This is a genomic window from Streptomyces sp. NPDC046197 (assembly GCF_040646295.1).
Lineage (GTDB): Bacteria > Actinomycetota > Actinomycetes > Streptomycetales > Streptomycetaceae > Streptomyces.
The window spans coordinates 13622-26773 of sequence record NZ_JBEYZY010000039.1; the positions used below are offsets into that span (position 1 = coordinate 13622).

At 73.6% G+C, this 13152-nt stretch carries 9 protein-coding genes and 1 pseudogene; 5 read left to right on the forward strand and 5 right to left on the reverse strand.

Going from position 1 to position 13152, the window contains the following annotated elements:
• Positions 1–35: 35 nt before the first annotated feature.
• Positions 36–416, reverse strand: coding sequence for a PPOX class F420-dependent oxidoreductase (locus tag AB0A61_RS34565; protein ID WP_361301404.1), 381 nt, complete (start codon positions 414–416; stop codon positions 36–38).
• A gap of 802 nt (positions 417–1218) precedes the next feature.
• On the opposite strand from AB0A61_RS34565, the pseudogene AB0A61_RS34570 reads away from it, so the two are divergent.
• From AB0A61_RS34570 to AB0A61_RS34585, 4 genes and pseudogenes are all read left to right on the forward strand, one after another.
• A pseudogene (locus AB0A61_RS34570) lies at positions 1219–2319 on the forward strand (SGNH/GDSL hydrolase family protein); the annotation flags it as partial.
• 189 nt (positions 2320–2508) lie between these two features.
• Positions 2509–4365 (forward strand): protein phosphatase 2C domain-containing protein, encoded by a 1857-nt coding sequence (locus AB0A61_RS34575; protein WP_361301407.1) that lies wholly within the window; start codon positions 2509–2511, stop codon positions 4363–4365.
• Between the two features lie 65 nt (positions 4366–4430).
• The gene (locus AB0A61_RS34580; protein WP_361301410.1) at positions 4431–6173 is read left to right on the forward strand and encodes a pyruvate dehydrogenase; all 1743 of its coding nucleotides are present in this window, start codon (positions 4431–4433) and stop codon (positions 6171–6173) included.
• A gap of 400 nt (positions 6174–6573) precedes the next feature.
• Positions 6574–7023: an ATP-binding protein gene (locus AB0A61_RS34585; RefSeq protein ID WP_361301413.1), complete on the forward strand. Its 450-nt coding sequence runs from the start codon at positions 6574–6576 to the stop codon at positions 7021–7023.
• Between the two features lie 57 nt (positions 7024–7080).
• Here AB0A61_RS34585 and AB0A61_RS34590 read toward each other — a convergent pair whose 3' ends face one another.
• Entirely contained in the window at positions 7081–8124 is a 1044-nt protein-coding gene (locus tag AB0A61_RS34590) for a DUF2637 domain-containing protein (protein WP_361301415.1), read from the reverse strand.
• A gap of 748 nt (positions 8125–8872) precedes the next feature.
• Here AB0A61_RS34590 and AB0A61_RS34595 point away from each other — a divergent pair.
• Positions 8873–9655 (forward strand): GntR family transcriptional regulator, encoded by a 783-nt coding sequence (locus tag AB0A61_RS34595; RefSeq protein ID WP_361301519.1) that lies wholly within the window; start codon positions 8873–8875, stop codon positions 9653–9655.
• Positions 9656–9731: 76 nt separating this feature from the next.
• Here the strand turns inward: AB0A61_RS34595 and AB0A61_RS34600 are convergent, their stop codons facing one another.
• The 3 genes from AB0A61_RS34600 to AB0A61_RS34610 form a co-directional block, all read right to left on the reverse strand.
• Positions 9732–10253: a DUF2231 domain-containing protein gene (locus AB0A61_RS34600; RefSeq protein WP_361301418.1), complete on the reverse strand. Its 522-nt coding sequence runs from the start codon at positions 10251–10253 to the stop codon at positions 9732–9734.
• Positions 10254–10433: 180 nt separating this feature from the next.
• Positions 10434–11222 (reverse strand): hypothetical protein, encoded by a 789-nt coding sequence (locus AB0A61_RS34605; RefSeq protein ID WP_361301421.1) that lies wholly within the window; start codon positions 11220–11222, stop codon positions 10434–10436.
• A 151-nt stretch (positions 11223–11373) separates the two neighbouring features.
• Positions 11374–13044, reverse strand: a complete 1671-nt coding sequence (locus tag AB0A61_RS34610) for a PucR family transcriptional regulator ligand-binding domain-containing protein (RefSeq protein ID WP_361301424.1) — start codon at positions 13042–13044, stop codon at positions 11374–11376.
• Positions 13045–13152: the final 108 nt, after the last annotated feature.

Here is a 13152-nt window from a genome sequence, read left to right on the forward strand (position 1 = left end):
GGCGTCGCGGACCCGCGGTGATCCGGACAGCACACCTAGGAGGCCCTGTCGTCCTCCAGCCCCCAGCTGTGGATGCGCCGCGGATGGATGCGGATCACCTCCTCGCTGAAGTGCGGGCCCAACTCGTGGGGTCCGGTGAGGAGTTCCGCCTCGCCGCGGATGTCCACGCCGCGGACCCTCCAGGGGCTGAGGCTGACGATGTCGTCGACCACCAGGGCGACCTTCGGGTTCCGCCGCAGGTTGCGCCACTTCTTGGTGCGGCCCATGGCGAGGCCGCCGATCAGGATGGTGCCGTCGTCCTGCGGGAAGAAGCCGACGGGGTTCGCCTGAGGCTGTCCCTGGGGGTCGACCGTGGCCAGCCGTCCCAGCCGCTGCGTCCTCAGATAGGCCCGCTCGGCCTCGGTGAATTCGGTCATGGCAGCAGCCAAGCACTCCGCCGCCGTCGGCGCATCGCCGCGGCCGCCCGGCCCAACTCGCCGTCACCAGCCACCGGCTCGTGCGGCGCCGCGTAGGCCAGGCGGGTGGCTTCCGTGCTGAGCTGCCGTCACGTGCCGGTTCCCGTGTGGCACGGTCGCCTTCCGGGGGCGGTGGGAAGGGCGGATGCCAATGGTCCACGTGGTCCACACGCAGCGCGCGGCGCACGAGGCGCACCCCGCGCACCCCGCGCACCCCGCGCACCCGGCGTACGCGGTGCCCAAGGCCAGGGCCGGACGGGTCCTCGCGGCGCTGCTGCTCCTGCTGGCCGGTACGACGGGGACCGCCGGTGCGGCGACGGGCGTGGTGACGTCGGCGACGTCCGGGGAGGCGATCGGCGCGGCGAGGACCTGGGCTCAGCGACCCGGGGATGAGCGACCCGGGGATGAGCGACCCGGGGCTCAGCGACCCGGACTTGAGCAGACCGGGGCCGGGCGGTTCGGAGTTGAGCAGGCCGCGGCTGAGCAGCCCCGAGTTGAGCAGGCCGAGGCTGAGCAGGCCGGAGATGAGCAGGCCGAGGCTGAGCAGCCCGGGGCGCAGGAGGACGAGGCAACCGGGCTCGGCGCGGAGGAGGACGAGGCAACCGGGCTCGGCGCGGTGGCGTCCGAAGCTGCGGCGACCGGTCTGGCAGCGACCGGACTGGCAGCGACCGGTCTGGCGGCGACTGGCATGGCGGCGAGCGGTGTGGCCGCGACCGGTGCGGCGGTCGGCGCGGTGACCGGCGGGGCGGCCACGGCACCCGTCTGGACCGGTACCTGGGAGGCCGCCCCGTCGGGAACCACCGCCGCGCTCCCCGGAGTCTCGATCCGCAACGTCGTGCACATCAGTGTCGGCGGCCGGGCCCTGCGCGTGCGGCTGAGCAACCGGCTCGGCACAGGGCCCCTGCGCGTCGGCGCCGTCACCGTGGCACTGCGGCAGCCCGGAGGCCCGGGCACCGTCCCGGGTTCGATGCGGGCGGCCGTCTTCGGCGGCGCGCGGACGTTCACCGTCCCGACCGGCCGGGACGCGGTGAGCGATCCGGTGCCGCTCGCCGTCCCGGCGGCCGCCGACCTCCTCGTCACGGTGTACACACCGGACGACTGCGGCCCCGCGACCTACCACCGCGACGCACTGCAGACCAGCTATCTGGCCCCGGGCGCCGACCGGACCGCCGACGAGGACGGTGCCGCGTACACCGGCACGACCAGCCACTGGTACTACGTCACCGGCGTCGACGTCCTCGGTGCCCCGGCCGCCGGGAGCGTCGTCGCGTTCGGCGACTCCCTCACCGACGGCACCGGCTCGACCCGTGGCGCCGACCACCGCTGGCCCGACCGGCTCGCCGAACGCCTGCGCGCCCTGCCCCCGCCGCGCCGGCTCGGCGTCCTCAACGCCGGGATCTCCGGCAACCGCCTGCTGCGCGACGGCGTCGGACCGAGCGGTCTGTCCCGGCTGGACGCCGACGCGCTGTCGCGGGCCGGGGTGCGGGTGCTGATCGTGTGGGAGGGCATCAACGACGTCAAGGGCACACCGGAGGCGAGTGATCCCGCCGAGTACGCGTCGGCCTACCGGGCGATCGCCGACCGCGCGCACGCCCACGGGATCCGGGTCGTCGGCGCGACGCTCACGCCGTACGGCGGGCACAGCGCCTTCACGGCGGCCCGGGAGGCCGTACGGCAGCGGGTCAACGCCCTGATCCGCGGGGGCGGTCCGTTCGACGCGGTCGCCGACTTCGACGCCGTCGTCCGCGACCCGGAGCGGCCGGACCGGATCCGGTCCGCCTACGACTCGGGCGACCACCTCCACTTCAACGACACGGGCCTGCGGGTTCTGGCCGACGCCGTCGACCTGGCCGCGCTCAGGTGACGGGCAGGCCCAGCGGGGGCGTCCGGGGGGCCGGGCCACAGGCTGAGCTTCCGTCAGTGGCCGCCGGGCGGCTTTGTTTCGTACCGGCATTCGAGGTGTCACCCGATGTGCCGTTCGAGGTGCGGGCACAACGCCGGATTTTCCGGATGCCCCGTTTTCATACGGCCCCCGCGGTGGACAATTGGGGGCATGAGCCAGCAGGGGGGAAGGCCCACCGGTAACGAGGACGACTGGTGGAAGCAGCTGTACGACGACTCCACCGAGGACACGGGTCCCACGACCGCGGCCGATTCCCTGGACGACCGCTTCGCGTCGGCGGCGGGGACGCTGGGGAGGACCCCGGGAGCTCCGGGGGCTTGGGAGACGCAGGGGACAGCGGAGACGCTGCGGACACCGGGGACACCGGGGACAGCGAGGCGATCGCGGGCGGAGGACGCGGCCGGGGAGCCTCCGGTCCGTATCCCGCCCGAAGACCGGCCCGCTCCGGACGCTCCGGCCGTGAACGTACCCTCACCACGTAGCTCCCGGCCCGCCGACGAGACCGGCCCCCCGCCTGGACCTGGTCCCGACTGGTGGCGTCGCGCCCCTTGGGAAGCACCGCCCGACGCGACCGCCGGGCCGGTGAACCTCCCTCCGGCCCCACGGCCGCCGGAGTCCGCCGACCGGGCGCGCCGCGGCGGTACGCCATCCCCAAGCGGCGAGGGCACGCCCATGGACGCCCCGGTCCCCACGATCCCCTCCGCCCCGTCCTCGGGCAGGCCGCCCGCCACCCCCCGTCCGCCGTCAGCACCTCCTGCGCCACCAGCACCCCCGCCCCCGTCCGCGCCCCCAGCGGTGCCTGCCTCGACACCGCCGTCCGCACCGACGCCTCCGTCCGAGCCTCCATCGCCCCCCGGCCCTCCCGCCGACCGAATCTCTGCAGGACCCGCGCCGGTTCCACAGGAACGGATTCACGCCCAGGCCGGTTTCCCGCAGCCCCTCGCCCACGGCCGTTCGGCCACCCCGGACGTCCGGTCGGACCCGCCGGAGTCGCCACCGGTGGACCCGCCCGCTCCGGTCGGCCATGTGGGCTCCCGGCCGCCCACCTACGACGCCGAGCCCACCGTGCTGCCGCTCGCCGATCCGGACGAGCTGGACGACCTGGTTCCGGACACCGTGCTGGACGGGGCCCGCTACGGCAGCCGTACGCTGCGGGCGGTCTCCATCCGGGGGGACTCCGCGCGATACCGGGGCGAACCGCGCCGGGACGCGCTGCTCACCGCCCGATTCGGAGGCGGTGAGCAGGCGCTGCTCCTGGTGGCGATGGCGACCGGCGCCCGGGCCACCCCGGGAGCGCACCGTGCGGCCGCCGAGGCGTGCCAGTGGATCGCGCGGTCCGTGGGCCGCAGCCAGGCCCGGCTGGTCGACGACATCCGGGCCGCCCGGCGCGGCGACCTGAAGTCGGGGCTGCACCGTCTCACCGACCGCAGCCTGGGCAGACTGCGCGCCAGCGCCGCCGAACAGGGCATCGCGCCCGAGGAGTACGCGGCCGGCCTGCGCTGTCTGCTGGTCCCCGCCGATCCCGACTGCCGTACCCGCGTCTTCTTCGGCGTCGGCGAGGGCGGACTGTTCCGGCTGCGCGACGGCGAGTGGCAGGACATAGAGCCCCGGGTATCGGAGACCACCGGAGACCCCGTCGTCGGCTTCGGCTCAGTACCGGAGGAGACCCCCGAGGGTGACCGGCTCACCATGGACCTCGGTGTCACCAGGCCGCCGAACCCGTACGACCCGTTCCCCCAGCGCTCCGAACCGTCGGGCACCGCCGCCGAGCCGCCCCGCGAACCCTTCCGCTTCCGCGCCTCCGTCGCCCAGCCGGGTGACACGCTCCTGTTGTGCACCGCAGGCCTGGCCGACCCGCTGCGCGGAGAGCCCGAGCTGTGCGCGTACCTCGGCCGGCGGTGGTCCGGCCCCACTCCGCCCGGCCTCGCCGCGTTCCTCGCGGACACCCAGGTGCGGGTCAAGGGGTACGCGGACGACCGGACCGCCGTGGCCGTCTGGGAGGCGTGAGCGCGCGGGCTGTGGATTCATGGAGCCGGAGGGATCCGCAGCAGACCGAAGGGCATCCGAGAGCCATGGCCAAGCAGAACGTCGCAGAGCAGTTCGTCGACATCCTCGTCCGTGCCGGGGTCAAACGCCTGTACGGAGTGGTGGGGGACAGCCTGAACCCGGTCGTCGACGCGGTCCGCCGCAAGGCCGCCATCGACTGGATCCACGTCCGCCACGAGGAGACCGCCGCCTTCGCGGCGGGCGCGGAAGCACAGGTCACCGGTCACCTCACGGCGTGCGCCGGTTCCTGCGGTCCCGGCAACCTGCACCTCATCAACGGCCTGTACGACGCCCACCGCTCCATGGCCCCGGTCCTCGCCCTCGCCTCGCACATCCCGTCCAGTGAGATCGGCCTGGGCTACTTCCAGGAGACCCACCCCGACCGGCTGTTCACCGAGTGCAGCCACTACAGCGAACTGATCTCCAGCCCGAAGCAGATGCCCCGGGTGCTGCAGACCGCCATCCAGCACGCGGTCGGGCGCAGCGGGGTCAGCGTGGTCTCCCTGCCCGGCGACATCGCCGACGAGCCCGCGCCCGACAGGCCCGCCGAGACCGCCATCGTCACCTCCCGGCCCACCGTCCGGCCGGGCGACGCCGAGATCGACCGGCTGGTCGGGATGATCGACGAGGCAGAACGGGTCACCCTGTTCTGCGGCAGCGGCACGGCGGGCGCGCACGCCGAGGTGATGGAGTTCGCCGGGAAGATCAAGTCGCCCGTGGCACACGCCCTGCGCGGTAAGGAGTGGATTCAGTACGACAATCCCTTCGACGTGGGGATGAGTGGACTCCTCGGCTACGGCGCCGCCTACGAGGCCACCCACGAGTGCGACCTGCTGATCCTGCTCGGCACCGACTTCCCGTACAACGCCTTCCTGCCGCACGACGTGCGGATCGCCCAGGTCGACGTGCGGCCGGAGAACCTGGGCCGCCGCTCCAGGCTGGACCTCGCGGTGTGGGGCGATGCGAGGGAGACCCTGCGCTGTCTGATCCCCCGGGTGAGGACCAAGCAGAACCGCCGCTTCCTCGACAGGATGCTCAAGAAACACGCGGAGGCGCTGGAGGGAGTCGTCAAGGCGTACACCAGGAAGGTCGACAGGCACGTTCCGATCCACCCCGAGTACGTGGCCGCCGTGCTCGACGAAGTCGCCGACGACGACGCGGTGTTCACCGTCGACACCGGCATGTGCAACGTCTGGGCGGCCCGCTACGTCTCGCCCAACGGGCGCCGCCGCGTGATCGGTTCCTTCTCGCACGGCTCGATGGCGAACGCGCTGCCGATGGCGATCGGCGCCCAGTTCGCCGACCGTGGCCGACAGGTGATCTCCATGTCCGGCGACGGCGGATTCGCCATGCTGATGGGCGACTTCCTGACGTTGACGCAGTACGACCTGCCGGTGAAGGTGGTCCTGTTCAACAACTCCTCGCTGAGCATGGTGGAGTTGGAGATGATGGTCGCCGGGCTGCCCTCGTACGGGACGACCAACCGGAACCCCGACTTCGCGGCCGTCGCCCGCGCCTGCGGCGCCCACGGCATCCGGGTGGAGAAGCCCAAGCAGCTCGCCGGTGCGCTCAAGGAGGCCTTCAAGCACAAGGGGCCGGCCCTGGTCGACGTGGTCACCGACCCCAATGCCCTGTCCATCCCGCCGAAGATCAGCGCGGAGATGGTGACCGGCTTCGCCCTGTCCGCCTCCAAGATGGTGCTGGACGGCGGTGTCGGCCGGATGGTGCAGATGGCCCGGTCCAACCTGCGCAACGTGCCCCGGCCGTGAGCGCCGGGACCGTCGTTCTCCGGCCAAATTCGCCCATGGCGGGGCAGGTGGTCCCGGACCGCTCGGTGGTGCGGGGGGCCGGTGTCACGGGTCGCCGGACCTGCCCGCACGGGTGGTATACGGCCGAAGGGGCATACCGGAGTGGCCAGTTGGGACCACTGCGCGCGGCCGGACACCGCCACCGGGGGTGGCCATGTGTGCGGGACGGTGTGGTCGCCAGCGGCGCCGGCCTGTGGCGGAACCGTCCGTCCGTGGCCGAACCCCCGGTCGTTGACGATTCGACATGACTGGCACGTTTCCCACGGGGCATGGATCCCCGTGAACGTGTTCGAGCTGAGGGGGAACCGACATCGGCACGCGGGCGGGGGTCATGAAGAGGCAGGTACGACGAGGCGGTCCCATGACGGTCGGGGCCTCCTCGGTGAAAACGGCGGGGGAACAGACCGACAGCAGCACGGAGCAGCCGACGCCCCAGCTCAGGCGCAGACTGGGGCGGGCGGACCTGCGGGCGGTGCCCGAGTCGCGCCGGGCACTGCGCGAGCTGCTGCGCCACTGGGGCAGGCCCGGTACATCGGAGATCGCCGAGCTGCTCACCAGCGAACTGGTCACCAACGCGCTCATCCACACCGACGACGACGCGATCCTGACGGCCACCGTGTCACCGCGCGGACTCCGGGTGGAGGTACGGGACTTCGTGGCCCGCAGGCCGCGGCCGTGCGTACCGGACGCCGACGACGGTACGCACGGCCGCGGCCTGGTTCTCGTCCAGTCCCTGGCGGACGCCTGGGGCGTACGGGCGCACGGGGTCGGCAAGGCCGTGTGGTTCGAACTCGGCGCGGAAGCCGCGTGAACGGCAAGGGGCGCGGCCCGCGCGGCCACGCCCCCTTGCCGTTCACCGGAGTCCGTCCTAGCCGAACTGCTGCTCCAGGTCCTTGAGCTTGCGCTCGAGGGAGTCCAGGCGCGGCAGGGCCATTGTGTCGTCCTCGGCGGTCAGGTCCACGGTGATCGGGTCAGACCCCTTGCGGACGGGCTGCAGTGAGGGACGGGCGCGTACGGGCAGCGGCTCCGCCGCCGATATGGCAGGCTCCGCGGCGGCCTGCGAGGAACCGCGCTCCAGCGCCTGTGCCTCCATCTGCCGGCCGCCGCCCCGGCCGACGAAGCCGCGGTGGCCACGGCTGATCGCCTTCAGCTGGGCTCGCTCCACGCGCTCCTGCTCGCGCCGCAGGCGCCGGTTCTGCTCCTTCTGGCGCATGTCCTCGCGCACCTCCTCGACCGCCTCGTCGAGGCTGCGCACGCCCTCCAGGAGCATGAGCGACCAGGCCTTGTACGTCTCACGGGGCGCCCGCAGCCAGCGGACGACGCGGATCTGCGGCAGCGGCCGCGGCACCAGGCCCTGCTCCCGCAGGGCGGCCCGGCGGGTCTGCTTCAGCGCGCGGTCGAACAGCACCGCCGCCGACAGCGACATGCCGGAGAAGAACTGCGGGGCGCCGGCGTGGCCGATGCCCCTGGGCGCGTGCACCCAGTTGAACCAGGCCGCGGCGCCCGCGAACGTCCATACGAGTATCCGGGAGCCGAGCGCCGCGTCACCGTGGCTGGCCTCGCGGACCGCGAGCACGGAGCAGAACATCGCGGCGCCGTCCAGTCCGAACGGCACCAGGTACTCCCAGCCGCCGGTCAGCCCGAGATTCTGCTGGCCGAAGCCGACCAGGCCGTGAAAGGACAGTGCGGCGGCGACCGCCGCACAGCAGAACAGAAGCACGTAGGAGGCCGTTCCGTAGACGGCCTCCTTGCGCCTGCGGCGCTCCTCGCTGCGCTCCCACGAGTCGTCCGCGCTCGCGATCTCCCCGGAGGAGCGCTTGCCGCGCGCGAGCACCGCCACCGCCGCCAGCATGCCCAGGAGCAGTACGGCGCCCGGAAGCAGCCAGTTCAGCGATATGTCGGTCAGTCTCATCTGGGGTCCCTTGCATTGGGATAGGGCGTAACGCCCGCCATAGTGGCCCAACCCCGCCTGCCCTCAGGGGGTTTCGGGGCAAGAGGCCGCCAAGGAAGTGCAAGGGGATGCCCAGGGCGGCGTTCTGCTCGAACTGCCGCTTGAGGGGCGGGAGTTGAGTTCGAATAAGACTACCCACACGGATGCTTCGACGGAAAGTTCCCGCGACAGGTGAGGAAGTTGTGAATCACGGTAACGCTGGGGGTGTTCCACGCGCGGGTGATCCTATGGGACGGGCGGGCAGCAGCTCGCCGGGACGCCGATCCACGTCGCCTGAAGGTAAGCCTTGCCTTATTTCAGCTGGGGTCAGGCCGGGGTGGGTGGGAACAGTGGGATATCCCCTAAGGTGCTTGACGGACGAGTAACAACCAGTCGTAATGACCCCAAGCACCGACAAGCCCGGAGGATGACTGTGAAGCAGGGCGCGCAGGGCTCCGCCGGGACCGGCATACCGCAGGTACGTCCCGGTGCGGCATGGGTGCCACCGCAGCCCCGGGCAGCGGACGTGCACCACGAGCCGACCCACCGACCCGTGACGGCCCACGACGAGGCCGCCGCTGCCGTCGCGGGGCTCGGTGGGTGGACTGTTCCGGCGCCCCGGGGGCCCGAGGAGTGGATCGCCGCGGCCGCCCAGGGCCGTGATGCGGGGATCGGTCCGGGCCTCGGGGGTCGTGGTCGTGGTGAGCGGACCGTTCCGGCCGCCCAGGGCTTGGGGGAGGACGCCGTCCCCGCCGCCCGGGGTCGTGGCCGGGACGCCGTTCCGGCCCCCCGGGGTCGTGGCCAGGACACGGTTCCTGCCGCGGGGGCTCCCGGCGCGGCCCGTGGGGAGCACACGCACGGGGAGCGGCCCGGACCGCGTTCGGGGTCCGTGGTGCAGCGGTCCTCCGTGCGCGGGCAGGTGCTCGACGCTCTGCGGGCCGCCCTGGTGGCGGGGGACCTGAAGCCCGGCGAGGTGTATTCGGCGCCCGTGCTCGGTGAGCGTTTCGGGGTCTCCGCGACCCCTGTGCGCGAGGCTATGCAGCAGCTCACCCTGGAGGGCGCCGTCGAGGTCGTGCCCAACCGGGGCTTCCGGGTGGTGGAGCGCGACGCCCGCGAACTCGCGGAGCTGGCCGAGGTGCGGGCACTCATCGAGGTGCCGGTGATGCTGCGGCTGGCCCGTACGGTGCCCGCCGAGCGCTGGGCGGAGCTGCGCCCCCTCGCCGAGGTCACCACCCGTGCCGCAGCCTCCGGCTGCCGGGCCACCTACGCCGAGTCCGACCGCGCCTTCCACCGCGCGATGCTCTCCCTCTCGGGCAACGACCAGCTGGTCCGGATCACCGAGGACCTGCACCGCCGTGCCCAGTGGCCCCTTGTCGGCGGCTCCGTCCGCCACCCCGGCGCCGACCTGCTCGCCGACGCCGCGGAACACGTGGCGCTGGTGGAAGCCCTGGTCGCGGGGGAGCTGGACGCGGTCCAGTCACTGGTCCGCGAGCACTTCGCCGGGGAGGGATGAGCGGACGCCACCGCCGGTCCGGGCAATCGCCGCCGGTCCCGGCAACCGCTGTCGGAAGGCCCCCGCTCCGGCCGCGTCAGCCCCCGTCCCCCGACTTCTTCCCCGACTTCGCCGTCTTCGAATAGGCGTCGTGCCACGCGGCCTTCGCTCCCGAGTCGCCGATGCGGTACACGTCCACGACCGCGCCCACGGCCACCACCAGCGACAGAACGGCCGCGGCGATCCGGAGGACCGATCCCGGGCCGGTCCGCGCGGGCGTGCCGGCCTCCGGTGCCTGCGTCCGCCGGGAGATCCACCACACGCCGGTGGCCAGCACGAACAGGCCGAGCGCCCACGGCAGCATCCCGTCACCCAGCTCGGCGTGCCGCCGTACCAGCGGGTCGCCGTCCACATGCCGCTCCAGCCACTCGCCGGCCTGGGTGGTCAGCGGCACGCTCGCCAGGGTGACCAGGGCGAGCAACGGCAGCACCGGGCCAAGGCGTCGCGCGGCCTGCGGAAACAGTGCGCAGACCACCAGCGCCAAGGCGCTGAGGGGGACCAGGACGACGACGACATGGACCAGCAGCACGTGCGCGGGCAGGCCGTTGATCAGACTCATCAGGCGCTCCTTTGGGGGCGACCGGGGGGACGCACGCGGGCATGGCGCGTCCGTCCGCGTGTTCGGGCGCGCCAGCCTGGCACAGCAACCTCTCAGGTTCTTCTGAGCACCGCCGCAGGCCGTGGCCGCCCCCGCCGCAGGCCGTGGCCGCCCCCGCCGCAGGCCGTGGCCGCCCCCGCCTCAGGCCGTGGCCGCCCCCGCCGCGGGCGGTGGCGGCGCGAGCTGCCGGGCCAGCCAGGTGGGCACACCCCCCAGCAGCCGGAACAGCCGCCGGGCCTCCTCCCGTAGCCGGGACGCCTCCGGCTCGGCCTCGGTGTCGGCCAAGGACGCCAGCGCCGGCGCGGTGCCGACCAGGTAGCCCAACTCCTCGCGGATCCGCAGGGATTCGGCGAAGCCGTGCCGGGCCTCGGCCAACTCACCCTCCCGCAGGGCGAGTCCGGCCAGGTGCCGCCAGGTGAAGGACAGCAGCAGCGGGTCGGTGTACGCGGTGGCCCCGGCGTGGGCGCGGCGGTAGGCGGCGCGCGCGGCCTGCGGGGAGCGGGTGAGGTTCTCGGCGATCAGGCCGCGCCGGAAGTCCAGCAGGGGCCGTCCCGGCGCCCCCGGCGGGATCAGCGCCGCCGCCCGGCCCAGCGCGGCCCGCGCCTCGTCCGCGCGGTCCCGCACCCCGTGCAGCGTGGCCGCGTAGGCAAGTTGCCCGCGTTCACAAGCGGCCGCGCCCCGCTCGTCGTCGCTGTGGGCCAGCGCCTCGGCGGTGCGCAGTGCGTCCTCGGCCTCCTCCCAACCCTGCTCGGTGTACAGACACCGCTCGCCCAGCAGCGCGGCCCGCTGCAGCGCCGCGGCGGCCGTGACCGGCTGGAGCAGTTCCGCCGCGTCGGCCCAGCATGCGCGTGAGCGCAGCCGCCATACCGCGGTCTGGAGTGGATCGTCACCTGGGGTCGTTCCGTTACCAGACATGGCGGTATGCGCCACGTTGCCCTCCCCGAGCACGCCATCGAGCCTTGAGTGGTGGCCGCATCTCAGCACGAACTCCCGGGCCCGGCCAAGGGGGTGGGTGAAGGATTTCACAAAGTCGTGGGCGGCGACAGGACGCGGCAGCGGCCCGCCGTCCGCCCCCGGGACCTCAGCTCATGCGCAGCGCAAGGAAGAAGTCGAGCTTGTCCTCCAGCCGCGACAGGTCGCGTCCCGTCAACTGCTCGATCCGGCCCACCCGGTACCGCAGCGTGTTGACGTGCAGGTGCAGCCGGGTCGCGCACCGGGTCCAGGAGCCGTCGCAGTCGAGGAACGCCTCCAGGGTGGGGATCAGCTCGGCGCGGTGCCGGCGGTCGTAGTCGCGCAGCGGGTCCAGCAGCCGGGCGGTGAAGGCGCGGCGCACGTCGTCCGGCACGAAGGGCAGCAGCAGGACGTGCGAGGCCAGTTCCTGGTGTCCGGCGGCGCAGACGCGTCCCGGGCGGGCCGCGGCCACGCGCCGGGCGTGCCGCGCCTCCTCCAGGGCCCCGCGCAGCCCTTCCGCGGAGTGCACGGCCGCGCTCACGCCCAGCGTGACCCGCCCGTCGCCGTCGAGCCCGGCCGACAGCGGCTCCCGTACGGACTCCAGCAGCGCGTCGGCGAGGATGCCCGGCTCCGAGCCGTCGTGCCCCGTCGACATCGCCGGGAGCGGTACGAGCGCGATGGCCTCGTCGCCCGTGTGGGCCACGGCGATGCGGTCGGAGGGCTCGGGTCCGGTCGTGAGCGGGTCGACCAGGATCTCCTCCAGCAGCGACTGGGCGACCGGGCCGCCCTCGACGTCGCCGCCGTCCCACTCGACCCGGGCCACCACCACCTGCCAGTGCGGGGCGGTCCCCAGGCCGGGCAGCAGCACCGGCGCGGCCACCCTGAGGCGTGCGGCGATCTCGGCGGGCGCCGCGCCCGTCTGCACCAGCTCCAGGACCTCCTGCGCGAGCCGGCGCCGCACCGTGCGCGCCGCGTCCCGCCGGTCCCGCTCGACCGCGATCAGCTGGGTGACACCCTGCAGCAGGTCCAGCCGCTCCTCCGGCCAGTCGCCCGCGTCCGCCTCGACGGCCAGCAGCCACTCCGAGAGCACGCTCTCGCGCACGTCCCGGGCGGCCTGCGGGGAGCGGCCGCTGCGGACCGGGAAGAGCGAGTACACCGTGGAGGCCAGGGTCACCCGGTGCGGGCCGCGCCGGCCGGTACGGGTCGCCGCCAGGTGCTCGGCGGCCAGCCCGGCGCACACGTCGGCGGGCAGGTCCGGGCCCGCCACCTTCGGGCCGGCGATGAGCCGCCCGGTGGGGGAGAGCACCCAGGCCCGCAGGTCCAGGTCCGAGCCGAGCAGGTCCAGCACCACCTCCGGGCCGCCGCCCGCCGGGCCCGAGGTCATCATCCGGCGGTGCCGGTCCACCACGGCCGCGAGGTCGCCGGCCCGCTCGCCGGACACCTGCCGTACGACGTGCTCGGTGATCGTCGCGAACGCCACCGACTCGTGCACGGCGAACAGCGGCAGCCGGTGCCGGGCGCAGGCCAGCACCAGATCCTCCGGCACATCGCCCAGCTCGGCCTCGCCGGCGGCCAGCGCGACGACGCCGGCCTGCACCAGGATGCGTACGAAAGGCTCGGAGTCGGCGGCGCCCCGGCGCCAGGCCAGCCCGGTCAGCACCAGCTCACCGCCGGAGAGGTAGCGGCTCGGGTCGCGCAGGTCGGTGGTCATGACGCCGCGTACGGTGCGGTCCAGTTCGTCCTCGCCGCCGAGCAGCTTCAGGCCCAGCGCATCGGTGTCCAGCAGTGCGCGCAGCCGCATTCTCTTCGCCGCCGTTCTTTGTCTCGAAAACTACGATGAATCTTGTGGCGAGGGCCCGGCCACAGGCCGGTGAGCAGGCTCCGCCGGGTTCGGGGCGGTGTCCTCGCA